Origin of the sequence: Klebsiella indica (assembly GCF_005860775.1) — a bacterium.
Classification (GTDB): domain Bacteria; phylum Pseudomonadota; class Gammaproteobacteria; order Enterobacterales; family Enterobacteriaceae; genus Klebsiella; species Klebsiella indica.
The window spans coordinates 21,062-43,783 of record NZ_VCHQ01000003.1 but is presented as its reverse complement, the minus strand read 5'-3'; the positions used below and the strand labels follow the sequence as shown (position 1 = coordinate 43,783).

22 protein-coding genes are annotated in these 22,722 nt (G+C 54.8%); 9 read left to right on the top strand and 13 right to left on the bottom strand.

All coding sequences use genetic code 11. From position 1 onward, the window contains the following. Positions 1-194 precede the first annotated feature (194 nt). Positions 195-431 carry a murein lipoprotein Lpp gene (gene lpp, locus FE839_RS02295; protein ID WP_001082307.1) on the top strand — a complete coding sequence of 79 codons (237 nt, stop codon included), beginning with the start codon at positions 195-197 and terminating at the stop codon, positions 429-431. Positions 432-493: 62 nt separating this feature from the next. Here lpp and ldtE read toward each other — a convergent pair whose 3' ends face one another. The 11 genes from ldtE to hutU form a co-directional block, all read right to left on the bottom strand. Then, positions 494-1,477 carry a L,D-transpeptidase LdtE gene (gene ldtE, locus FE839_RS02290; RefSeq protein ID WP_138358733.1) on the bottom strand — a complete coding sequence of 328 codons (984 nt, stop codon included), beginning with the start codon at positions 1,475-1,477 and terminating at the stop codon, positions 494-496. A gap of 98 nt (positions 1,478-1,575) precedes the next feature. Continuing rightward, positions 1,576-1,992 (bottom strand): cysteine desulfuration protein SufE, encoded by a 417-nt coding sequence (gene sufE, locus FE839_RS02285; protein ID WP_138358731.1) that lies wholly within the window; start codon positions 1,990-1,992, stop codon positions 1,576-1,578. 11 nt (positions 1,993-2,003) lie between these two features. Then, positions 2,004-3,224 (bottom strand): cysteine desulfurase SufS, encoded by a 1,221-nt coding sequence (gene sufS / locus FE839_RS02280; protein ID WP_138358729.1) that lies wholly within the window; start codon positions 3,222-3,224, stop codon positions 2,004-2,006. Further along, positions 3,221-4,495 (bottom strand): Fe-S cluster assembly protein SufD, encoded by a 1,275-nt coding sequence (sufD, locus tag FE839_RS02275; RefSeq protein WP_138358727.1) that lies wholly within the window; start codon positions 4,493-4,495, stop codon positions 3,221-3,223. The genes sufS and sufD overlap by 4 nt, the downstream gene beginning before the upstream one ends. Next, positions 4,470-5,216 (bottom strand): Fe-S cluster assembly ATPase SufC, encoded by a 747-nt coding sequence (sufC, locus tag FE839_RS02270; protein ID WP_138358725.1) that lies wholly within the window; start codon positions 5,214-5,216, stop codon positions 4,470-4,472. The genes sufD and sufC overlap by 26 nt, the downstream gene beginning before the upstream one ends. A 163-nt stretch (positions 5,217-5,379) precedes the next feature. Continuing rightward, positions 5,380-6,867, bottom strand: coding sequence for a Fe-S cluster assembly protein SufB (gene sufB, locus FE839_RS02265; protein ID WP_138358723.1), 1,488 nt, complete (start codon positions 6,865-6,867; stop codon positions 5,380-5,382). Between the two features lie 2 nt (positions 6,868-6,869). Then, the gene (gene sufA / locus FE839_RS02260; RefSeq protein ID WP_138358721.1) at positions 6,870-7,247 is read right to left on the bottom strand and encodes a Fe-S cluster assembly scaffold SufA; all 378 of its coding nucleotides are present in this window, start codon (positions 7,245-7,247) and stop codon (positions 6,870-6,872) included. Between the two features lie 622 nt (positions 7,248-7,869). Beyond that, positions 7,870-8,673: an N-formylglutamate deformylase gene (gene hutG, locus FE839_RS02255; RefSeq protein WP_138358719.1), complete on the bottom strand. Its 804-nt coding sequence runs from the start codon at positions 8,671-8,673 to the stop codon at positions 7,870-7,872. After that, entirely contained in the window at positions 8,666-9,874 is a 1,209-nt protein-coding gene (gene hutI / locus FE839_RS02250; protein WP_138358717.1) for an imidazolonepropionase, read from the bottom strand. The genes hutG and hutI overlap by 8 nt, the downstream gene beginning before the upstream one ends. Positions 9,875-9,884: 10 nt before the next feature. After that, positions 9,885-11,282 (bottom strand): purine-cytosine permease family protein, encoded by a 1,398-nt coding sequence (locus FE839_RS02245; RefSeq protein ID WP_138358715.1) that lies wholly within the window; start codon positions 11,280-11,282, stop codon positions 9,885-9,887. 58 nt (positions 11,283-11,340) lie between these two features. Beyond that, complete coding sequence (gene hutU / locus FE839_RS24805; protein WP_138358713.1) at positions 11,341-13,017, bottom strand: urocanate hydratase; 1,677 nt, start codon at positions 13,015-13,017, stop codon at positions 11,341-11,343. A gap of 494 nt (positions 13,018-13,511) precedes the next feature. Between hutU and FE839_RS02235 the strand changes: the two genes are divergently transcribed. Genes FE839_RS02235 through FE839_RS02200 form a run of 8 tightly spaced genes read left to right on the top strand, consistent with a single transcriptional unit; the run spans position 13,512 to position 21,294 of the window. Further along, positions 13,512-14,609, top strand: a complete 1,098-nt coding sequence (locus FE839_RS02235) for an ABC transporter ATP-binding protein (protein ID WP_138358711.1) — start codon at positions 13,512-13,514, stop codon at positions 14,607-14,609. Then, positions 14,606-15,250, top strand: a complete 645-nt coding sequence (locus FE839_RS02230) for an ABC transporter permease (RefSeq protein WP_138358709.1) — start codon at positions 14,606-14,608, stop codon at positions 15,248-15,250. The genes FE839_RS02235 and FE839_RS02230 overlap by 4 nt, the downstream gene beginning before the upstream one ends. A gap of 3 nt (positions 15,251-15,253) precedes the next feature. Beyond that, entirely contained in the window at positions 15,254-15,934 is a 681-nt protein-coding gene (locus FE839_RS02225; protein WP_138358707.1) for an ABC transporter permease, read from the top strand. A 33-nt stretch (positions 15,935-15,967) separates the two neighbouring features. After that, positions 15,968-16,855 carry an ABC transporter substrate-binding protein gene (locus FE839_RS02220; RefSeq protein ID WP_138358705.1) on the top strand — a complete coding sequence of 296 codons (888 nt, stop codon included), beginning with the start codon at positions 15,968-15,970 and terminating at the stop codon, positions 16,853-16,855. An 18-nt stretch (positions 16,856-16,873) separates the two neighbouring features. Then, positions 16,874-18,433 (top strand): HAL/PAL/TAL family ammonia-lyase, encoded by a 1,560-nt coding sequence (locus tag FE839_RS02215; RefSeq protein WP_138358703.1) that lies wholly within the window; start codon positions 16,874-16,876, stop codon positions 18,431-18,433. After that, positions 18,426-19,622: a CaiB/BaiF CoA transferase family protein gene (locus tag FE839_RS02210; RefSeq protein WP_138358701.1), complete on the top strand. Its 1,197-nt coding sequence runs from the start codon at positions 18,426-18,428 to the stop codon at positions 19,620-19,622. Before FE839_RS02215 ends, FE839_RS02210 begins: the two co-directional genes overlap by 8 nt. A 15-nt stretch (positions 19,623-19,637) precedes the next feature. Continuing rightward, positions 19,638-20,534: a 3-hydroxyacyl-CoA dehydrogenase family protein gene (locus tag FE839_RS02205; RefSeq protein ID WP_138358699.1), complete on the top strand. Its 897-nt coding sequence runs from the start codon at positions 19,638-19,640 to the stop codon at positions 20,532-20,534. Further along, positions 20,527-21,294: an enoyl-CoA hydratase/isomerase family protein gene (locus FE839_RS02200; RefSeq protein WP_138358697.1), complete on the top strand. Its 768-nt coding sequence runs from the start codon at positions 20,527-20,529 to the stop codon at positions 21,292-21,294. Before FE839_RS02205 ends, FE839_RS02200 begins: the two co-directional genes overlap by 8 nt. Here the strand turns inward: FE839_RS02200 and FE839_RS02195 are convergent. Both FE839_RS02195 and hutC read right to left on the bottom strand, forming a co-directional pair. After that, a complete protein-coding gene (locus tag FE839_RS02195) occupies positions 21,291-21,860 on the bottom strand; it encodes a HutD/Ves family protein (RefSeq protein WP_138358695.1) in 570 nt (189 codons plus the stop codon). The genes FE839_RS02200 and FE839_RS02195 overlap by 4 nt on opposite strands. Continuing rightward, entirely contained in the window at positions 21,857-22,618 is a 762-nt protein-coding gene (gene hutC, locus FE839_RS02190) for a histidine utilization repressor (protein WP_138358693.1), read from the bottom strand. Before hutC ends, FE839_RS02195 begins: the two co-directional genes overlap by 4 nt. Positions 22,619-22,722 lie beyond the last annotated feature (104 nt).

Below are 22,722 nucleotides of genomic sequence, written 5' to 3'. Positions count from 1 at the left end.
TTATCTAAGATGAATCCGATGGAAGCATGCTGTTTTCACTCGCCTTTTTCACCTCTCGCGAAAATTTCGATGCTTCTTTGAGCGAACGATCAAAAATAAGTGTGTTCCAGTAAAAAAATATTCTCATCACAAAAAAGTTTGTGTAATACTTGTAACGCTACATGGAGATTAACTCAATCTAGAGGGTATTAATAATGAATCGTACTAAACTGGTACTGGGCGCAGTAATCCTGGGTTCTACTCTGCTGGCTGGTTGCTCCAGCAACGCTAAAATCGATCAGCTGTCTTCTGACGTTCAGACTCTGAACGCTAAAGTTGACCAGCTGAGCAACGACGTGAACGCAATGCGTTCCGACGTTCAGGCTGCTAAAGACGACGCAGCTCGCGCTAACCAGCGTCTGGACAACCAGGCTACTAAATACCGTAAGTAATAGTACCTGTGTAACAGAAATGGCGCACAATGTGCGCCATTTTTTATTTCTGTATCACCCGCTTACTGGGTTCTTTTCGCCCCATCATCCGGCCTGTTTTGCACAGACAGCATCGATGTCGCGTTGCCCTCGCTCGATACCACCACCGGATAACCTGCCCGTCTGTTCAGCGCGCGTTTCAGCCGCGCCTCATCGACAGATTTATCGTCAGCAAACTGATGAAACGACGCAGAGAGCGTATAGGCCATCGTCTGGGTGTTCTTTCCCTCATCCGGCGTCAGCGGCCTGTGAACTTCAACATAGCGCTTACCATCCGGCTCTACGGCGAATTTCACCGGCTGGTTAATCACCCGCACCGGCGTCCCGCTCCTCACCTGACTGAACAGAGACTGAATATCCGCCGCATTCATACGCATGCAGCCGGAACTGACGCGCAAGCCGACGCTGTCCGGCGCATTAGTGCCATGAATGAGATATTCGCCGTTGCCGTACGCCAGACGCAATGCAAAACGCCCTAACGGGTTATTTGGCCCGGCAGGGACTACCGGCGGCAAGGTAATGCCCTTCTCAAGAGAGCGCGCGCGAATACCCGCCGTCGGCGTCCAGGTCGGGTTAGGGATTTTCTGCCCGATGCGGGTCGTCATCTCCGGCGTTTCCAGCCCCTGCTGACCAATGCCCAGCGGATACACCTGCACCTGATTCATGCCCGGTGGAAAGTAGTAAAGACGCAGTTCAGCGAGGTTGACGACGATCCCCTCACGCGGCACGTCGGGCAGCAGCATTTGCGAGGGAATCAGTACCCTGGTGCCGGGCTCAGGATACACCGGCGCAATGGTATTATTCGCTTCGAGGATCAGCATCGCCGCCGTATCAAAACGACGGGCGATCGCCTGCAGATTACGGTCTCCCTCCTGTACCGTCCAGGTCTGGTTCTCACCGATTAGACGGCTGTTAGCGGGAGGAAGCGGATAATCAACGGCCCAGGCCGCGTGTGACGCACTGAAGGCGCTCAGAAGAGCCGTAGTGATGAGAAACGCGCGTTTCATACTCAGATTCCTTCTTTGCTGATAAAACGCAAACCTGTTATACACGCCGACAGCCCCTCTCCCGACGCGCATAACAGAATGATATCTACTGTTTTATTCTAGCTAAGATTTTCCGCTTTCGCGCGAATTGCGCGGATCATGGCTTCCAGCCCTTGCGATCGCGAGGGGGTAAGATGCTGTGTCAGGGCCATTTTTTCAAACCACGGGCGCACATCAAACGCGGTGATATCTTTAGCCGTCATCCGGTCATAAAGGATAAACACCACCGCAATAAGCCCCTTGACGATCGCCGCGTCGCTGTCGCCGCGAAGCACAATGGCGCCGCTCTCATCCTGCGTCATCACGATCCACACCTGACTCTGGCAGCCCTGGATGATGTTCTGTGCGATATGTTCCTCCGGGCCAAGCGGCGCCAGACGCTGGCCCAGTTCAATAATATAGAGATACTTCTCTTCCCAGTTCGCGCAACGGCTAAAGTTGCGCAGCAGTTTATCTCTGTCCGGTAACGCCGCCATGGTTGCTTCCTTTAGCTTAATAATTTGTGGATCCGCTGTAGCCCCGTCACCAGCCGATCCACCTCTTCCATTGTATTGTACATCGCCAGCGATGCCCGACACATAGCCGGTACCCCGTAGAATGCCATCAACGGCATGGCGCAATGGTGGCCGGTGCGGACGGCAATACCATAATTATCCAGGAAGCTGCCGACATCGTAGGCATGATGCTTGCCAAGATTAAAGGCTATCACCCCCAGGCGCTGTTGCGGACCGTAGAGGATCAGGTCCGGCACGTTCGCCAGCGCCTGCAGGGCATAGCGCATCAGCGTTTGTTCATATTCCGCAATATGGGTAAGCCCCAGCGCGCTGACGTAATCCAGCGCCGCCCCAAAAGCGATAATACCGCCGGTATTGGGCGTCCCCGCCTCAAAACGCCACGGCGCTTTAGCCCATGTGGTGCCCTCCGTCAGACTGACGGTCGCGATCATCGAACCGCCTCCCTCCCACGGCGGCATATCCTGTAATATCGCCTGTTTAACGTAGAGCACGCCAATCCCGGTCGGGCCATACAGTTTGTGTGCGGAAAACGCGTAGAAATCACACGCCAGAGCCTGGACATCCACCGGGTGATGCATCACCGCCTGCGCACCATCCACCAGCACTTTAGCCCCATGCTGATGGGCTAACGTAATCAAGGCGGCGATCGGGTTTTCAGTACCCAGCACGTTGGAAACCTGGGTGATGGCCAGCAGGCGGGTCCGCTCGTCAAACAGCCCGGGGATCGCATCCAGCTGCAAGGTGCCGTCCTGATTGAGCGGTATCACCCGCAGTTCAGCGCCGACTCTGGCGCACAGCATCTGCCACGGGACGATATTGGCGTGGTGCTCCATGGCGCTGACGATGATATTGTCGCCCGCGCCAACGTTGGCGTTACCCCAGCTGTTCGCCACCAGGTTAATCCCTTCTGTGGTGCCACGAACGAACACCAGTTCTTCCGCCGATCGCGCATTAAGGAAGGTCGCCGCCTGCTGGCGCACCTGTTCCATCCGCGCCGTGGCTTCCGCGCTAAGGGTATGAATACCGCGATGTACCGCCGCATAGCCGTGGCGATAAAATTCCGCCTCGGCGTTGATTACCGCTTCCGGTTTCTGCGCGCTGGCGGCGCTATCAAGGTAGGCCAGAGTCTGGCCGTTAACCTCGCGATTCAGTACCGGAAAATCCGCGCGCACCCGTTCCACAGAAAATGTCATGCTTTACCTCCTGGCAAACGCTGGCCGATACGCGCCAGTATCTGTTGCCTGAGCGCCTCATCGCCGATCGCTTCCGTTAGCTCGGCGGCAAAGGCGTAAAGAATCATCTGCTGCGCCGCCTGCTGCGTAATGCCGCGTGAACGCAGGTAAAACAGCTGTTCGTCATCTATGCGTCCAATGGTCGCGCCGTGGCTGCACTTAACATCATCGGCATAAATCTCCAGCTGCGGTTTCGTATCCACTTCCGACAAGCGTCCGAGCAGCAGATTGTTATTGGTCATCTGACCATCGGTTTTAATCGCATGCTGCGCGACATTAATCAGCCCATTGAACACCGCCCGTCCTTTGTCATTGACGATGGTTTTGTGCAACTGACGGCTGTTGCAGTACCCCACTTTGTGATCGAGCCAGGTACGGCTATCGCAGACTTCGTTATTCACCGGCATCGCCAGCGAGTTAATACGCAGGTTGCTGTTTTCACCATTCAGTTGCGCGCTGGTGTTGTGACGCAGCACCGCGCCGCCAAGCAGGAAACTGCTGCTGAAAGCGGAGGCGTCGCGCCCCAGCGCCAGATCGTTATGGGCAAAGTGGTAGCTCTGCGCATTCTCAAACGCCAGCTTGATATGCTGGAGGTGGGCGTTATCCGCCACCGTCATGGTCAGCCGTGCGCCGGTAAAGTGCCGTTGCTCATTAAGGCTCAAATAGTGTTCGATAATGGTCGCTTCTGCGCCGCTCTCCAGTTCCAGATGGTGGCGGTAGTGAACGGTATTCATCTCATCGCCCGCCAGACCGCGCGTGAGATGCATGATAAGCAGTGGTTTTTCCGGCCGCTGATTGCGTTTGACGCGGATGCGGGTAACCGTCTGCGCCAGGCTTTCGGTCAGATGGAGAAAGACCTCCGGCTGGAGGGCATCCGGCAGCGACTGACGCTGGTTGTCAATCTTAACTTCGTAGCCGCTTGCCGCCAGATCGTCACTCAGATTTTCACTGAACTGACCGTCGACAAACACCAGACGCCAGGCATCAATAGCCAGCGCCAGCGCGTCGCGCTGGTTTATCGTCAGCGCCTGCGGCGGGGCGGTCACAAAGGTCTGGTTAAACAAGGCGTCCAGCGGCGTATATTTCCAGTTTTCCTGCTTACGCGTTGGCAGGCCCAGCCGTAACAATTGTTGCAGGTGCTGATGCGCTTGCGGACTGCGCCGTTCGCTCTGAGCTTCAAACAGATGATGCCACTGTTGCAGCGCGTTACTGCTGTTCGGTAAGCCAGCCATAACCCTGCTCCTCCAGTTGTTTGACCAGAGTAAAATCGCCGGATTTCACAATCCGCCCTTGGTACAGCACGTGGACATAATCCGGCTTGATATAGTCAAGAATGCGCTGATAGTGGGTGACGATAATAAACGCGCGCTTGCCATCGCGCAGGGAGTTAACGCCCTCAGAGACAATCTTCAGCGCGTCGATATCCAGCCCGGAGTCTGACTCATCCAGAATACACAGTTCAGGCTCAAGCACCGCCATCTGCAGGATATCGTTACGTTTTTTCTCGCCGCCGGAGAAGCCAACGTTGACCGAGCGGGTCAGCAGATCCTCCGGCATTTTCAACAGTTTAATTTTCTCTTCCATCAGGTCCTGGAAGTCAAAACGGTCAAGCTGCTCCTGCCCGCGGTAGCTGCGCACGGCGTTGAGCGCGGTTTGCAGGAAAAACTGATTGCTGACGCCGGGAATTTCCACCGGATACTGGAAAGCCATAAAGATACCTTCGCCCGCACGATCTTCAGGGGCCAGTTCCAGCAGATCCTTACCATTAAACGCAATGCTACCGCCGGTGACTTCATAGTCTTCACGTCCGGCGAGCGTCGCGGACAGCGTACTTTTCCCGGAACCGTTCGGCCCCATAATGGCATGCACTTCGCCGGGGCGAACCTCCAGGTTGAGTCCACGCAGGATCGCTTTCTCTTCGACGGCAACCTGCAGGTTTTTAATACTTAACATGTCTATTCCTTAATTCGAATGTCTGATTCATCTGGCGTAATCGTTGCAGCCAGTTTGGGTGCGGACAGCGCGGAGAAACCGGAACGTACACAAAGTACTTGAGGATTTCGAGCACTGCCCAGGCCCAAAATGGCAAGTTAAGATAGCCAGATGGACCAGACTTTTAACCGACGCTGTGTTCAAGACTAATCGCCAGCAATTTTTGCGCTTCCACGGCAAATTCCAGCGGCAGTTCGGAGAAAACGTCCTTACAGAATCCGTTGACGATCATTGAAATCGCATCATCTTCACTGATCCCTCGCTGCAGGCAGTAAAACAGCTGGTCTTCGCCGATGCGCGACGTGGTGGCTTCATGCTCCAGTTGTGCGCTGTTATTGCGACATTCCACGTACGGGAAGGTATGTGCCCCACAGTCCGGGCCAATCAACATGGAGTCGCATTGGGTGAAGTTACGGGCGTTGGTTGCCGTCGGCATGATTTTCACCAGCCCGCGATAGCTGTTCTGGCTGTGACCGGCCGAAATTCCCTTCGAGATAATCGTCGACCGGGTGTTTTTGCCGATATGGATCATCTTGGTGCCGGTATCCGCCTGCTGGTGGCCGCTGGTCAGCGCCACTGAGAAGAATTCGCCGATTGAATTATCGCCACGCAGAATACAGCTCGGATATTTCCAGGTGATCGCCGAGCCGGTTTCCGACTGAGTCCAGGACATTTTGCTGTTTTCGCCTTCACACAGGGCACGCTTGGTGACGAAGTTAAGGATGCCGCCGGTATTGTTGTCGCCGGGGAACCAGTTCTGCACCGTGGAGTATTTCACCTCGGCGTCTTTATGAATAATGACTTCGACCACCGCCGCGTGTAGCTGGTAGCTGTCGCGTACCGGTGCCGAGCAGCCCTCGATGTAGCTGACGTAGCTGCCTTCATCGGCGACCAGGATCGTGCGCTCGAACTGACCCGTCTTTTCGGCGTTGATACGAAAGTAGGTCGACAACTCCATCGGACAGCGCACGCCTTTTGGCACATAGATGAAGGTGCCATCGGACGCTACGGCCGCGTTAAGGGCGGCAAAGAAGTTATCGTTGCCGGGCACCACGGTGCCAAGATATTTTTTTACCAGCTCGGGATGATCGTGGATTGCTTCGCCGAATGAGCAGAAAATAATCCCCTGCTCCGCCAGTTTTTGGCGATAGGTGGTCGCCACAGAGACCGAGTCAAAAATGGCGTCAACGGCCACTTCCCGCCCCTCACGTACCGGCACGCCGAGCTGGTTAAATGCCGCCTCCACTTCACTGGTCAGGAACGCGCTGGCGCCGGTTTGCTGCACGGCGCCCGGTTCAGAGGCGCAGGTGTCGTCGCAGTTGCCACAGGAAGGCGCGGAGTAATAGCTGTAATCCTGATAGTTCAGCGTGTCATAGTGCGCTTTTAACCAGTGCGGCTCTTCCATCGCCTGCCAGGCCTTAAACGCATTAAGACGAAACGCCAGCATCCATTCCGGTTCATTGCGGCGTGCAGAAATCGCCCGAACCACCTCTTCATTTATGCCTTTCGCCAGCTCGTCGGTCTGTAGCTGCGTGAAAAAGCCTTCTTTATAGTTGAGTGGCCCGCCGCCCCAGGTTTTGACATCGTCAGTTGCTTCAGTATTACGAGACATAGTTACTCCGCCTGAACGCCAAAACTCTCACCGCAGCCGCATTCGTGCTGCGCTTTCGGGTTATGATATTTAAAGATGTGATTTAAGCCCTCGCGGACATAATCAATTTCGGTGCCATCGATAAACGGCATCGCCTGCAGCGGCGCCCAGAGCTTCGCGCCGTCTCGCTCAAACAACAGGTCATCTTTCGCCGGTTCGGCGATTAATTCGAGAACATAGCCAAAACCGGCGCAGCCGCTGGTTTTAACGCTCAGACGCAACCCTCGCATATCTGGCTGTTTGCGGATCAGATCGCAAATATGGGCCGCCGCCGACGATGTCATCGTCAGGCCGCGCCAGCTAAAATCATCGGGGTTAAACGTTCCTGCATGTGAATCCATCGCTCTACCTCATAGGTTGACGCCCTCAGGGCATCTCATTATGGTAGTGATAATGATTATCACTTCAACCCATTCAAAGAAGGGGTATTCCCCCCACAGGTCTCATTTTTGTCCTTTTTATAAGCATAGACCCTGTTCTTCGCCTTTTCAGTCCACATGCTTTTATTTTAATTTACTGAAAAATAAATAGTTATTTACCAGGTAACGGAGAGATATCAGGCAATGACAAAGATGCATCGAAAATACCGATTTATAAAATAGGCAGCAGAAAAGACGGGTTTTCATCCACTTATCGGGTATTCAATAGACACTGGCGGGAAATCAAAGACATTCCAGACGCTTTTAATGGTCAAGGTGAGTAAGGTAGCAACAGCCCATGGGTTGGCTGTAATCGTGATGCGTTATCTCCGGGGCTGGTCAATGCCAGCTAATATCTTACCCCTGCACGCTGCTCCGGCGCGTTTTACTGCATGAGTTATGTCATCGAAAAGCGATTTCCCCATCGGTACGACGGGGAAGACGTTGTTCTCATCACGCGACTGATGAGATACAGGTGATATTGATGAACCGCTCCGCTGCTCGCAGCGCCTGCACGTTAACGCTCGGAAACGGTATTCCTCGTTCAGCGCGCTTTATACTGCTCTCGTCCCCACTGCAGTGCTGTATTAAGCAAGGTTTCCAGCACGCGCTGCATCTGCCCGGCTTTCTCGGGCATATAGGCAAAGCTCTCTTCATCCATATAGCAGCATTGCGCCATTTCCAGTTGCACCGCATGAATATGGTTATCAGGATCGCCGTAATGGCGGGTGATATACCCTCCTTTAAAGCGGCCATTGAGAACCCTGCTGTAGTGCGGGAAACGGTCACAGCTTGCCAGCAGTGCGTCGCTGAGCGGCAGAGCGCAGCTGAGTCCATCAGCGGTGCCGAAGTTCAGATCCGGCAGACGTCCCTCAAACAGACGCGGTACGACCGATTTGATCGAATGCGCGTCCCAGAGTAGCGCATAGCCGAATTTCTCCCGCAGCCGCGCCAGTTCATCCGCGAGCGCCTGATGATAGGGCCGCCAGACATTCTCCAGAATCGCGGCCTTCGTCGCTTCATCCGGCTCATCGCCAGGATGAAAAAGCGCTTCGCCGTCAAAAAAGATGTCCGTAAACAGGCCCGTTGTCGCCGTACTGTAAAGCGGTTTGTCATCCGCCGGGCGATTAAGATCCACAACATAGCGGGAATAGCGCGCGCACAGGGTGCTGGCCCCCATGTCAGCGATGGTCTGATAGAGCAAGGGAATATGCCAGTCAGTATCCTCCAGACGCTGCGCTCGGGGGGTGAGGCCGCGCGAGACTTCGGGAGTTAACAACGTTCCCGCATGGGGCATACTGACCAGTAACGGCAGATTTCCCTGCCGTAAATCAAACGCCTTAATCACGATATACCTCCTTACCTTGATAAATGACCTGTTTTGTCAGCGTGCCCCCCAGCCAGTAACTCAGTTCCGACGGATGGGCGATATCCCATACCACAAAACTGGCCTCTTTTCCGGCTTCCAGAGATCCGCACTTCCGCTCCAGCCCCAGCGCCTTCGCGCCATTTATCGTGACGCCGGCCAGCGCCTCTTCCGGCGTCATACGGAACAGCGTACAGGCCATATTCATCATCAGACGCAGAGACAATACTGGCGAGGTTCCGGGATTTAAATCACTGGCAAGGGCCACAGGAACCTGATACTGGCGCAGTAATGCTACCGGCGGTAACTGTTTCTCTCGCAGGAAGTAATAGGCGCCAGGCAACAGCACAGCAACCGTACCCTGACGGGCCATCACCGCAATATCTTCCTCACATAAATACTCCAGATGATCCGCCGACAGCGCCTGGTAACGCGCAGCCAGCGCCGCGCCATGCTGCAGTGATAGCTGTTCGGCATGGAGCTTCACCGGCAGGCCCAACTGACGGGAGGCCTGAAATACCCGCTCCACCTGGGATGGCGAAAATGCCAGGTGTTCGCAGAATGCGTCCACCGCATCCACCAGCCCTTCCTGATGCAGCTCCGGCAGCAGTTGCTCGCAGATATAGTCAATCCAGGCATCCGCACGCCCCTGATATTCTACGGGCACCGCATGGGCCGCCAGGCAGGTGCTGCGCAGGGTTAGCGGCAGAGCATCGCCTAACTGGCGAATAACCCGCAGCATTTTGCGTTCGTTAGCCAGATCCAGACCATAGCCTGATTTGATCTCAAGGGTCGTTACGCCATCCTGACACAGCGCTTTAAGACGCGGCAGTGCGCTGTCAAACAGTTGCTTTTCACTGGCTTGCCGTGTGGCATTCACCGTACTGGCGATCCCCCCGCCAGCGGCGGCGATCTCCGCATAGCTTGCGCCGGTGAGGCGCATTTCGAATTCCCGCGCCCGATTACCGCCGAAGACCGCATGACTGTGACAATCGACCATGCCCGGCGTCACCACCCGCCCCTGTAAATCAATCCGCTGCGCGACGGGAACATCAGGCCGATCTTCCCGATTGCCAACCCAGAAAATCTCCGCGTCATGCGTCAGCATCGCGCCATCGTCAAGCAACTGATAATGACCGCCAGCCATGGTGGCAATACGGCAATGGTGCCAAAGAGTATACATAACGTTCTCCTTAACGGCTGATGGCGGTGTCGGCCGCCGCCGGGGCGGACTGAACTTTGCGCAGGATGTAGTAGAGCGTCGCGGGCAGCGCCAGCCCGACTATCCACGAGATATCAATACCGCCAAGCATTTTCACAAACGGGCCGGAATAGAACCCGCTATCAATAAATGGTGTCTGTACCGCCACGCCAAAAAGATAAACCCCAATTCCCGTCGCGTTCCACGCCTGGTACTTCCCGTTCGCATCATTCAGCGCCTCCAGATCTATTGTCTGGTGGTTAAAGAAATAGTAATCAACCAGGTTAACCGCGCTCCACGGCGTAAAGAAGGTCAGCAGGAATAACAGGAAAGATTTAAACGCCGGCAGGAAAGCGTGCTGCCCCACAATCGCGACACCGGTCGCCAGGGCGATAATGACTGCCAGCACCAGCAGACGCGCCCGCTGGCTCACATGCGATCGCTGCTTCCCGCAGCTGTAAACCGTCGCCAGACACATCAGGCTACCGTAGGCATTCAGGGTATTAATGGTCAATTTGCCAAACGCGATACTCAGATACAGCAGCGTGGCAATCACGCCGACACCCCCCAGGCCAACAATATAGTCCACTTTATGGCCGACCAGCTTTCCCTGAGAGAGCGCGGCAGCCAGCACCCCGACGGTCATGGCGATTTGCGCGCCAATCACTGACCCACTTCCGACAGCGCAAAATACTTTTCCGGGCGAAGTGCTTCGCGGCAGATAGCGAGAATAATCGGCGACATAGGGACCAAAAGTGATCTGCCAGGAGGCAGCAAGACCCGTGGCGGTCAAAAACGTGCTCCAGCTAAAAGGTCGGATACTCAGCAGGTCGCCAATTGCCGAAGAGGTGCTGATTTTACACAGCAAATAGATAAACGCGATAATTCCCACCAGACTCGCCAGCTTACCTAACAGGTGGATCAAGCGATAGCCGATATAAGCGATAACCAGCGTAGCGGCGGCAAAAAGCAGAATACCGCCGGTTTCCGACGTATGGAACACCGCCGAGATCGCCTGACCGGACAGCACGGCGCCGGTGGCGATAAAACCCAGGTACATCAGGCAAACCAGCAGAATTGGCAGACAGGCGCCGTAGACCCCAAACTGCACCCGGCTGCTGATCATCTGCGGTATCCCCAGTTGCGGCCCCTGCGCGGCATGTAATGCCATTACAATCCCGCCGGCAACCTGACCCAGCAGCAGACCCGCCAGCGACCAGAAAACATCCCCGCCGAATACGATGGTTAATGCACCGGTGACCATTGCGGTGATTTGCAGGTTAGCCCCCAGCCACAGGGTGAACTGGCTGAAAATACTGCCGTGGCGTTCACTATCGGGGATGGGTTCAATAGAACGTGTTTCGATGTATGTTGTGTTGTTATTATTCATGGCTGCGCTCCGGTCAGCGCGAAGACGGCGGCATAGCCCGCCGCCTTCGCCGGGGAAATTAATCCGTAATCATTGGCAGGTTGAGCCCTTGTTCTCGGGCACATTCAATCGCGATGTCGTAACCCGCATCCGCGTGGCGCATTACGCCAGTGGCCGGATCATTGCTGAGAACCCGAACGATACGTTCTGCCGCTTCATCGCTGCCGTCACAGACGATGACCACGCCGGAGTGCTGAGAGAACCCCATCCCCACGCCGCCGCCGTGGTGCAGCGAAACCCAGGTCGCGCCGCTGGCGGTGTTCAACAGCGCGTTAAGCAGAGGCCAGTCTGATACGGCGTCAGAACCATCTTTCATCGCTTCAGTTTCGCGGTTAGGGCTGGCAACGGAGCCAGAGTCAAGGTGATCGCGCCCGATAACGATCGGTGCGGAAACGTCACCATTGCGTACCATTTCGTTAAACGCCAGCCCCAGACGGGCGCGCTGTCCCAGACCAACCCAGCAAATACGCGCCGGTAACCCCTGGAAACTGATGCGTTCTTTCGCCATATCCAGCCAGCGATGCAGATGGCTATCATCGGCAATCAGCTCTTTGACTTTTTCATCCGTGCGATAAATATCTTGCGGGTCGCCAGAGAGCGCCACCCAGCGGAACGGGCCGATGCCCCGGCAGAATAAAGGCCGAATATAAGCAGGTACAAAGCCCGGAAAATCAAAAGCATTGCTCACGCCCATCTCTTTCGCCATCTGGCGAATATTATTCCCATAATCGAAAACAGGAATGCCTTGCTGCTGGAAGGCGAGCATCGCTTTAACATGTTCAGCCATCGAGGCTTTTGCCGCCTGAATGACCACAGCCGGTTCAGTGACTGCACGCTCGCGATAGGTTTCCCAGCGCCAGCCTGCGGGCAGATAGCCATTCAGCGGATCGTGGGCGCTGGTCTGGTCAGTGACAATATCCGGACGCACGCCGCGTTTCACCAGTTCGGGTAACACTTCCGCCGCATTGCCATGCAGGGCGACAGAGATCGCCTTCCCGGCAGCGGTATAACGTTTGATGCGATCCAGAGCATCATCAATATCACTGGCTTGTTCATCCACATAGCCAGTACGCAAACGAAAATCGATACGTGACTGCTGGCACTCAATATTCAGCGAGCAGGCTCCCGCGAGGGTTGCCGCCAGCGGCTGTGCGCCGCCCATCCCGCCGAGTCCGGCGGTCAGTACCCAGCGGCCACTCAACGAGCCGTTGTAGTGCTGACGTCCCGCTTCAACAAAGGTTTCATACGTCCCCTGAACGATGCCCTGACTGCCGATATAAATCCACGACCCTGCCGTCATTTGCCCGTACATCGCCAGGCCTTTAGCGTCCAGTTCGTTGAAGTGCTCCCAGTTTGCCCAGTGCGGCACCAGATTTGAGTTGGCGATCAGCACCCGCGGTGCGTTGGTGTGAGTTCTGAAAACGCCTGCAGGCTTACCGGACTGAATCAACAGCGTTTCATCATCATTGAGCTGTTTCAACGTCTCAATGATCTTGTCATAACACTCCCAATTGCGGGCAGCCCGCCCGATACCACCGTACACCACCAGTTCTTTGGGATTTTCCGCGACTTCGGGATCCAGGTTGTTCATCAACATCCGCAATGGCGCCTCGGTCAACCAACTTTTGGCATTCAATGTGGTACCGCGTGGTGCTCTGATTTCAACATCACGATAACGGGAAAATTCACTGCTCATGCGCTTCACCTTTTGTCTTCATTGAATCAGGAAAGATGTCCACTGAAAAACGCGAATGCCTTTTTCAATACTCTTGTATATACATGATAAGCACATATGATGCCAAAGTGGGATTTATTTTTTTATTGATTAAAAACAATTAGATAAACAAATAAAGAATGAGAGGGATAATATAACACCGTAATAATCCGCCATTAAAGCATCAATATAGTGCAAATAAATCAATAATTAGCACCATATTAGTGCAATAAAACAGAAATTTAACATCACAATACAGCTATAGCGCGCATTTCATACCGCTTATGGTAGAGGATTCATTCTCTATTTTTAGCAAAAAATAAAAAAATTATTGTTATTCAACAAATTAATTAATTAACAAAATGATAACCGAGTGAATGGCACAGGGCTTGCTAGTTGTACATACAAGGATATACATAAATGACTTTACACTGCCGTTTTTACCTGTCGGCAGGAAGAAACCATAAGGCGTGACGATGATTACTTTTAATAATGTGACCAAGCATTACGACGATGGCACGGTAGTGGTGGACGGTCTGAGTCTGGTTGCGCCAGGCGGTAAAATTACTGTCCTGGTGGGACCATCCGGGTGCGGGAAAACCACGTCGCTACGGATGATCAACCGGCTGGTTGAACCCTCTTCCGGCACCATCCTGCTCAATGGTGAAACCACCGCTCAGATGGATGTTGTGCACCTGCGTCGGCGAATTGGTTATGTGATTCAAAACGCCGGGCTGTTCCCGCATAAAAATATCATCGATAACATTGCCACTACCGCGATTCTTAACGGCATGACGAAAAGTAAGGCCAGAGCCAGAGCCGCGGAACTACTGGAAGTGGTGGGTCTGGCGCCGCAACTGGCGAAAAGATACCCGTGGCAATTATCCGGCGGCCAGCAGCAACGTGTCGGCGTGGCGCGAGCGCTGGCTTCTGATCCCGAGTTTATGTTAATGGACGAGCCTTTCAGCGCCGTCGATCCGGTAGTCCGTGAGCAATTACAGGAAGAATTCCTGCGCATCCAGAAAGAAGTGAGTAAGACCATTATCATGGTCACTCACGATATTGATGAAGCCATGAAGCTGGGCGATCGGGTCGCGGTTCTCAAGCCCGGCGGTAAACTGGCACAGCTGGCAACCCCAGGGGAATTACTCAACGCGCCACAAAGTGAATTTGTCGCTGACTTTATTGGCCGCGACCGCGGCTATCGCAAACTGAGCTTCCACAGCTCTGGCCCGCTGTCCGGTATCCGCCCGGAACCTACCGTGGAAATGGGCGCCTCCCATGCTCAGGCGTGCAATATCGCCCCTCAGCGCTGGCTGCTGGTGACCCATAATGGCAAAGCCTGCGGCTGGTTTGACACCCATCAGCCGGTTGGGGCGATTACCCCGGAAACCATCAACCTTGGCGCCACCTTCTTCCCGCAAGGGGGAACGCTGCGTCAATTGCTCGATTCGGCTTTGAGCTCGCCCTGTCATCGCGCCGTTGTGGTTGACGCCCGGCACGCGCCGGTCGGAACACTGGCGCTGGAGCATGTTCTGGATGCCTGTAAGTCAATGACCCAGGAGGCATCATGAGATTTGACTGGTTGTGGGGGCAAAGAGAAAATATTCTTAATTTGTTGATCTGGCACAGCTATTTATCCATTACGCCGATTGTGATTGGCCTGTTGTTGGCCATTCCCGCAGGCTGGGCGGTATATAGCGTGCCAAAAGCAAAAAGCGTTATTCTCAATCTCTTTGGCTTACTTTATACCATTCCGTCCCTGGCCCTGTTTGTGCTGCTACCGGCCATATTAAACACACAAATCCTCGACCCGATAAACGTGGTGGTGGCGCTGACTATTTATAGCTTCGCCCTCCTGGTGCGCACGGTCTGTGACGGTCTGGATTCCGTCTCCACCGACACCCGGCAATCGGCATGCGCTTTGGGTTACAAACCGATACAGCAGTTTTTCCAGATCGATCTGCCGCTGGCCGTACCGGTTATTGGTTCAGGAATGCGCGTTGCGGTCGTGTCCAACGTCAGTATTGTCTCCGTCGCCGCGCTGATTGGCACTCCACAGCTCGGTTCACTGTTCACCCAGGGATTCCAGCTGCAGTTTCTTACCCCAATCATCGCGGGCATCGTGCTGTGTATTGTGCTGGCGTTTGTACTGGATTGCCTGGTGGTCGCGGGCACCCGCGCGTTAAGCCGTTGGCAACCGAAAAGAGGATGATGTATGTCTGAATGGTTTTTCAATCTCAGCCACTGGTACGGCGATGACGGCATCATCCCTTTACTGTTACAGCATATCGCCTATAGCGCAGTGGCGCTGGTTATTGCCATAGCTATCGCTTTCCCGGTTGGTTGTTACACCGGCCACACAGGCAAAGGCGAAGCACTGCTTATCGGCGCCACAAACGCGTTACGTTCCCTGCCCTCGTTTGGCCTGATTATTTTACTGGTGATCCTGATGTCGAGCTGGTTCGAATCGGATATGGCTTTCGTGCTGCCCTGCATTGTCGTGCTGGTGGTGCTGGCGCTGCCGCCAGTGGCATTGGGGGTACATGCCGGGATTCGTTCTGTTGATCCCAGCGTCCACGATGCGGCCAGCGGGATCGGCCTGACGCCATTGCAGGTGTTAATGCAGGTGGAACTGCCCTGCGCCACGCCGCTGATTATTTCAGGTATTCGTAGCGCCACCCTGCAAATCATCTCAACCGCCACAATTGCCGCTTATGTTTCGCTGGGCGGGCTGGGACGGTTGATTATTGATGGCCGGGCGGCAAACGATTTTGCCCAGATGATCGCAGGCGCCGTGCTTGTCGCGCTGCTGGCTCTGCTCATTGATTTTATTTTCTCGCTTTCCGAGAAAATGATCGTCTCGCCGGGACTTTCCCGACGCACCAAAAACATGTGATGTCCTGCCCTTTAACTCCAGAAGGTTAATACGATGAATATCAAAAAACGCTATTTGACGCTGTTCAGTGCCGCCATCTTATCTGTCGCCTCTTCTGTCTGGGCAGCGCCCACGACGAGCACAAAAGTGATTATCGGATCGGCCGATTTCCCTGAGAGCCAACTGCTGGCAACGATTTACGCTGGCGCGCTGGAAGCGAAACATATTCCGGTCGAGAAAAAACTCAATATCGGTAGCCGTGAAGTTTATATCCCGGCATTGCTGGATGGTTCGATCAACGTTATCCCGGAATATAGCGGCGCGCTGCTGAGCTACCTGGATGCCAGCAACCAGGCCCACAGCCCAGAAGATGTGGCAACAGTGCTGGCGGGCAAACTGCCGAAGAACGTGAAGATGCTTAATATCTCAATGGCGCAAGACAGCGATGTGTTGGTCGTAACCCGGAAAACAGCGGACAAATACAACCTGAAAACGATTGATGACCTGAAACCGATCGCTGGCAAACTGGTGCTCGGCGGCCCCGCGGAGTGGAAAACACGTCATGAAGGCGTTCCGGGTCTGCGTGATGTGTACGGGCTGAATTTCAAAAGCTTTAAAGTGCTGGATGTCGCGGGACCGCTGACAATCAACGCGCTGAAAAACAACCAGATTCAGGTGGCTGATTTAACCTCCACCGCGCCAGAAATCCAGAAAGATCACTTTGTTGCGCTGGGCGATCCGAAAAACTTATTTGCCGCGCAGAATATCGTACCGATTGTCGCCAGCAACACGCTGACCCCGGAAATCGAAAGTACGTTGAATAAGATTTCGGCGCAACTGACCACCAAAGACCTGATCGCCATGAATGAACAGCTCGCGGAATTCACCAACATTGATGACGTTGCGCATCAGTGGCTGGTGAAACACGGCCTTAACAAGTAAGTAAGGAATGGTTTGCTGATGACGACACATCTCTCTTCTCCCGCACAACCACGGGATGCCGTGATATTAGGCAGAACCCGTACCACCATCGAAGAGCTGGTACGCATCGCCGACGGAGCACCAGTTATACTGGAGCCTGACGCGCTGGCCCATATGGATAATGTGAGCCGTTTTATCCACAAAGCGATTGCCGATGGTAAGGTGATTTACGGTCTGACGACAGGTGTGGGAGACCTGGTGACCGAACGTCTATCCGCAGATCAAATTGGTCAGATGCAAATGAACATGCTGCGCAGCCATGCCTGCGGCATGGGACCGGATCTTTCAGCGCGAGAGGTCCGCGCCCTGATGGCGGTGATGCTGAAATCCCTGTTACAGGGATATAGCGGCGTCAGCGCCGAGCTGGCGCGCCGCATGTGCCAGATGCTAAACCAGCATGTTACCCCGTGGTCGCCCGCAGGCGGCTCGGTGGGTTATCTGATCGCCACAGCCCATATCGGACTGTCGGTGTTCGGTGAAGGAAAATGCTGGTATCAGGGACAACTGTTGCCGTCCAGTCAGGCACTGGACAGAGCGGGGATCGCTGCGTATACCCCGGGCCCTCGTGAAGGTCATGCGTTAATCAGCGGAACCTATGAAATTACCGCCCTGGGTTGTCTGGCCATCGGTGATTTTGAACAACTGTTGCCGGTGGCTGATATGGCTGGCGGGATGTGTCTGGAAGCCATGAAAGGCAATACCCGCGGCTATGATGCCCGATTGCACGCCCTGCGCCCGCATGATGGACAACAGGAAACCGCGCGTATTTTGCGTTGTCTGCTGCGTGACAGCGAAATCCTTACGCACTATCGCGATCACAGAGTACAGGATGCGCTTAGTCTGCGCTGCATTCCCCAAATCCACGGCGCGGTGCGCGATCAACTGGCCCACTGCCGACAAATTGTGACCACCGAACTCAACGCCGTGACCGACAACCCGGTATTTTTAATTGAAAACAATGAATTAGTTGTTCTCCCGGGGGGCAATGGCCATGGCGCCCCCCTGGCGCTCGCCCTGGATGCGCTGGCCGTCTCCATTGCTCAAATCAGCACCGCTTCACAGGCACGTTCCGACCGTATTACGAACGTGCATCTCAGCGGTCTGCCCGCTTTCCTGATCGGCGCGAGCGGCCCGAATTCCGGCATGATGATCCCACCCTATGTCGCCGCCGCGCTGGCCGGGGATAACCGCAGTCTTGCCGCGCCTGCCAGCGTACATACCGTCTCTACCTGCGCCGGACAAGAGGATCATATCAGTATGGGCGTCTCATCCGCCCGTAAGGCCGTAAAAGCTGTCGAAAACGCGCGGGATATAGTGGCCATTGAATTGCTGTGCGCCTGCCAGGCCATTGAATTTCATCGGCCGTTACGTGCCTCGGTCGGGACAGAACTGACGCTGTCACAGGTTCGCCAGATAGTGGAATTTCGCCAACGTGATACCGCGCTCTATCCGGATATGCACGCAGTGCGCGATCTGATTGCCAGCGGTGTACTGAGCCACCAGTTACGCGCCCTGTTTGAGGAGAAACACGATGACTGAAGCATTACAAGCGCTGCATGGTATACGGGTGCTCGATTTATCCCGCGTGCTGGCCGGACCGTGGTGCGCTTCACTACTCAACGATCTCGGCGCGGAAGTGATCAAGATTGAGATGCCTGGCAGTGGTGATGATTCCCGCCACTTCACACCGCATATTGGCGGCGAAAGCAGCTACTTTATGCAACTCAATCATGGCAAAAAAAGCGTCACGCTAAATCTGAAAAACCCACAGGGGCTGGCGATCCTGAAACAACTGGTGGCCAGCGCCGACGTGCTGGTCGAGAACTTTCGCCCCGGCGTTACCGCGCGCCTTGGCATTGATTACCCGACGCTGCAGGCGATAAACCCGCGGCTGGTGTACGTCAGTATTTCCGGTTTTGGCCAACAAGGGCCGCTTGCGCACAAACCCGCCTATGATCATATTATTCAGGCAATTGGCGGCATCATGCAGGTTACCGGCTGGGCGGATGGCGAGCCGACACGCGTAGGCGATGCCATCGGCGATGTGGTCGCCGGTTTGTACGGCAGTTGGGCAGTGCTGGCGGCATTATTACAGCGCGGTATCAACGGTAAAGGCCAGCACCTGGATGTATCGATGCTTGACACCATGGTTACATTACAAATGGTGTCATTAATCCAGTGGATTGGCGGGCAACCCGCTGCTGGCAGGCTGGGTAACGCTCATCCGATCAGCGCGCCAATGGACAGCTATCGCGCACAGGATGGATATATTGTGATTGCCGTCGCCAACGATAAACTCTTTCGCCAGCTTGCTGAAGCGATGGAATACCCCGCATTAATGGACGATACCCGCTTCGCCAGCGATCCTCAGCGCCTGGCTCATCAGCAGGAATTACGGGAAGTCATCGAATGCTGGCTGGCGACGAAAACCATCAGCCAGGCGCAGGCCATACTGGATATCGCCGGAGTACCGGCTTCCCCGGTACTCCGGCTGGATCAGATCCTCGCCAGCGACTATGCCCGGCAACGCCAACTGGTCAAACAGGTTGAACACCCCCAGGCCGGAAATATTGCGATTGTCCCGCAACCGGTCAAGATGAGCGGCGCCAGCGGGGAACCCGCGTTACTGCCTCCCCTGCTCGGGGAACATACGCATGCCGTTTTGCGCGACATTCTCGGTATGGATGACGCAACCTTAGCGCAACTGCACACGCAGGGCGTAATTTAACCAGCGGAGAGAAATATGCCAGTCATTAAAAACGTGGCGGTCATTGGCGCGGGAACCATGGGGGCGCGTATCGCCGCGGTCATGGCGCGCGCAGGGTATCATGTCCATCTGTGGTCACGCTCGGCGCACACGCTGCAAACGGCGCGCTCGCTAATTGAGTCTCTGGGCGTGACGACCTCGATTCACTACAGTAGCCAGCTGGAAACCTGCCTTGCGGAGGCCGATATCGTTTCAGAAAACATCGCCGAAGATACGTCGCTGAAACAAAGCTTGCTGCAAACCATTGAACAACAGATTTCCGCAGATTGCCTGTTGACCACAAATACGTCCAGCATCTCTATTACCTTGCTGGCATCCGCGCTACGCGACCCTTCGCGGCTGATTGGCATGCACTGGTTTAACCCTGCGGATATTATGCCAATGATTGAGATTGTGCGGGGCGAAAAAACCAGCGAACACATTTGTCAGCAGATACGGGAAATTTGTCAGCATCTTGGCAAAGAGACCATCACCGTCAATCAGGATATTCCTGGGTTTATTATCAACCGATTACAGTACGCCATGCTGCGTGAAGCACTGTATCTGGTTAGCGCGGGTATCGGTTCGATTGAAGATGTAGACCGGGCGGTACAACGCACGCTGGCCCCCCGCTGGGCGGCAATGGGGCCCATGAAGCTCATGGATTTCGCTGGGCTGGATACGGTAGAGAAAGTTGCCGCGCTGCTGTTGCCTGCGCTGGATAACAGCAGCACGCTACCGGACTGGCTAAACGAAACGATCTCCGCCGGTAAGCTGGGCGTCAAAAGCGGCGCGGGGTTCTATTCATGGCCCGGAGAGAGTGCGATGGACGCCATGCGGCAGCGTGATGCGCTGGTGAATAGCCTCACGTCAAGGAGCGTGGAAAGTGAGTGAAATTCTCTGTCGCTATGAAGAGGCGGTTGCTATTGTGACCCTGAACCGCGCGGAAAAATATAACGCCCTCACGGCCGGGATGCTCGACGCCCTGCTGAGCACGCTAAAAACACTCGATCAGCAACCTGAAGTAAGGGCAATAGTGCTATCAGGCGCGCCGCGCGCGTTTTCTGCTGGCGCGGATATCGGCACCCTGGCGGCTGCATCGGCCACCACGCTATGGCGCAGCGGTTTTAGTGAAAAATGGGACCAGATCGCCTGCATCGAAAAACCCCTTATTGCCGCCGTATCCGGCTATGTGCTCGGTGGTGGTCTGGAACTGGCGTTGCTGTGCGATATTATCATTGCCGATGACACCGCGAAATTTGCTTTACCGGAGAGCCAGATCGGCATTATTCCTGGCGCTGGCGGAACTCAGCGGCTGGTTCGCGCGGTAGGAAAATCGCTGGCGATGGAGATGCTGCTGACCGGCAGACGTATTAGCGCAGAAGAGGCGCACCAGGCTGGCTTAATCAGCCAACGGGTCAACGCCGGAGAGTCGGAAATCCACGCGCTGACGGTGGCAAAACAGATTGCCCGGGCAGCGCCGCTGGCGGTGCAGATGATTAAGAAAGCGGTCAATGCCAGCTATGAAATGCCCCTTAGCGCCGGGGTCGCATATGAGCGGGCGCTCTCGGCGTTGATCGCGGATAGCGACGATCGGGCCATCGGGATGACGGCGTTTAAAAACAAGCAAACGCCGCAATTTACCGGGCGCTAAGCGCTTACTGGCAAAGGGCTAAGCGTGACACTCGCCACGCGATTTTTGGCGCTCCTCGCCAGAATCACCGTTGCGGGTGCGTCAATCAGCAGGCTGTCGTAATGGTGCAGACAATGACAGTGTTCGCCGACCCGAATATCCAGCGTATCGCCAGCATTAAACAGCAGCAATGTCCCTGTATGATGTGCCCATTCTCCGCCATCGACCCAACGCACCGCCGCCCGTACCGTGGCGGCATCATAGATAACGTTAAAATCGAGCAACGGGCCACCGCTGATCTGACAGGAAACATCGCTATCGCCACGAAAATCGGTCGCCTGAAATGGCGGAATAAACGCGCTTTGCTGACCGTCGATCGTCAGATACATCCCGCCCCCTTCCAGCACGCTGATATTTCTCAAATAACCGGGAAAGCGGGAAAAAGGCCCATCATTACGGATCGTGGCGAGAGATATTCGCCAGGCATACTGTTCGCAGGAAGGGTAACGCAACACTTCACGGGTGATCCCCTGCCCGTTTTTCCATCGCATCTCAGTATATTGCGCATGGGGCAGATGGCGGATCATTTACGCATACTCCCTTCCAGACGGTAGCGCGATCCTGGGTAGACCAGACGTACGCTGGTAACGATTTTTTTATCCTGCCGTCCGGTCCAGGTACGGCGGTTAACCTGCAGGCACGGCGTGTGCTCATTAATTTCCAGGTAGGCACACTCAACCCGACTGACATTTACCGCTTCAATGATATGCTCCCCTTCCACGATAGGTGCAATCGAGGAAAGATAGGCATTTGGCGTGATACGGGTAAAGTCCTGTTGCAGATAGTCCGGGGCGAGCAACGCATTGACCAACCGATCTTCCAGCATGATCGGCACGCCATTTTCGTAATGGCAAATCAAGGAGTGAAACAAACGACTGCCCATGGGGAGATTAAGCAGCAGCGTTTGCTGAGTATCGGCCTGTAACTGGGTCAACTCCAGGACGCGTGCGTGATGGCGATGGCCGCGGCTGGCTATCTCATCGGCGATATTATTTATATCCAGCAGCGCCGACTGCCCGCGCACCTCCGCCACAAACGTTCCGACGCCCTGCATACGGACCAGTAACCCTTCAGCGGTCAATTCCCGCAGCGCCCGGTTGATGGTCATGCGACTGTAGCCGAACTGGCTAACCAGTTCACTCTCGGAAGGCACCCGGTAGTTCACCGGCCAGACACCACTATGGATATTGGTTTTGATCATATTTTTTACCCTTTCATAGAAAGGGGCTGGTTGATCCAGGCATTCCTCACCCACGACAACTTTACACACATCGTTTTGTGCCATAACTGTTTCCTCCCCTGATGACTATTAAAGTTTACTCTATGCACTATTGGATGTATATATATAAACATGTATATACATTTAATCATCATCAAACCGGAGTGGAA

Excerpts from the sequence above, each read along its gene's own strand:
- lpp (WP_001082307.1), top strand. The coding sequence starts at position 195 with ATGAATCGTACTAAACTGGTACTGGGCGCAGTAATCCTGGGTTCTACT.
- ldtE (WP_138358733.1), bottom strand. The coding sequence starts at position 1,477 with ATGAAACGCGCGTTTCTCATCACTACGGCTCTTCTGAGCGCCTTCAGT.
- sufE (WP_138358731.1), bottom strand. The coding sequence starts at position 1,992 with ATGGCGGCGTTACCGGACAGAGATAAACTGCTGCGCAACTTTAGCCGT.
- sufS (WP_138358729.1), bottom strand. The coding sequence starts at position 3,224 with ATGACATTTTCTGTGGAACGGGTGCGCGCGGATTTTCCGGTACTGAAT.
- sufD (WP_138358727.1), bottom strand. The coding sequence starts at position 4,495 with ATGGCTGGCTTACCGAACAGCAGTAACGCGCTGCAACAGTGGCATCAT.
- sufC (WP_138358725.1), bottom strand. The coding sequence starts at position 5,216 with ATGTTAAGTATTAAAAACCTGCAGGTTGCCGTCGAAGAGAAAGCGATC.
- sufB (WP_138358723.1), bottom strand. The coding sequence starts at position 6,867 with ATGTCTCGTAATACTGAAGCAACTGACGATGTCAAAACCTGGGGCGGC.
- sufA (WP_138358721.1), bottom strand. The coding sequence starts at position 7,247 with ATGGATTCACATGCAGGAACGTTTAACCCCGATGATTTTAGCTGGCGC.
- hutI (WP_138358717.1), bottom strand. The coding sequence starts at position 9,874 with ATGTATACTCTTTGGCACCATTGCCGTATTGCCACCATGGCTGGCGGT.
- FE839_RS02245 (WP_138358715.1), bottom strand. The coding sequence starts at position 11,282 with ATGAATAATAACAACACAACATACATCGAAACACGTTCTATTGAACCC.
- hutU (WP_138358713.1), bottom strand. The coding sequence starts at position 13,017 with ATGAGCAGTGAATTTTCCCGTTATCGTGATGTTGAAATCAGAGCACCA.
- FE839_RS02235 (WP_138358711.1), top strand. The coding sequence starts at position 13,512 with ATGATTACTTTTAATAATGTGACCAAGCATTACGACGATGGCACGGTA.
- FE839_RS02230 (WP_138358709.1), top strand. The coding sequence starts at position 14,606 with ATGAGATTTGACTGGTTGTGGGGGCAAAGAGAAAATATTCTTAATTTG.
- FE839_RS02225 (WP_138358707.1), top strand. The coding sequence starts at position 15,254 with ATGTCTGAATGGTTTTTCAATCTCAGCCACTGGTACGGCGATGACGGC.
- FE839_RS02220 (WP_138358705.1), top strand. The coding sequence starts at position 15,968 with ATGAATATCAAAAAACGCTATTTGACGCTGTTCAGTGCCGCCATCTTA.
- FE839_RS02215 (WP_138358703.1), top strand. The coding sequence starts at position 16,874 with ATGACGACACATCTCTCTTCTCCCGCACAACCACGGGATGCCGTGATA.
- FE839_RS02210 (WP_138358701.1), top strand. The coding sequence starts at position 18,426 with ATGACTGAAGCATTACAAGCGCTGCATGGTATACGGGTGCTCGATTTA.
- FE839_RS02205 (WP_138358699.1), top strand. The coding sequence starts at position 19,638 with ATGCCAGTCATTAAAAACGTGGCGGTCATTGGCGCGGGAACCATGGGG.
- FE839_RS02195 (WP_138358695.1), bottom strand. The coding sequence starts at position 21,860 with ATGATCCGCCATCTGCCCCATGCGCAATATACTGAGATGCGATGGAAA.
- hutC (WP_138358693.1), bottom strand. The coding sequence starts at position 22,618 with ATGGCACAAAACGATGTGTGTAAAGTTGTCGTGGGTGAGGAATGCCTG.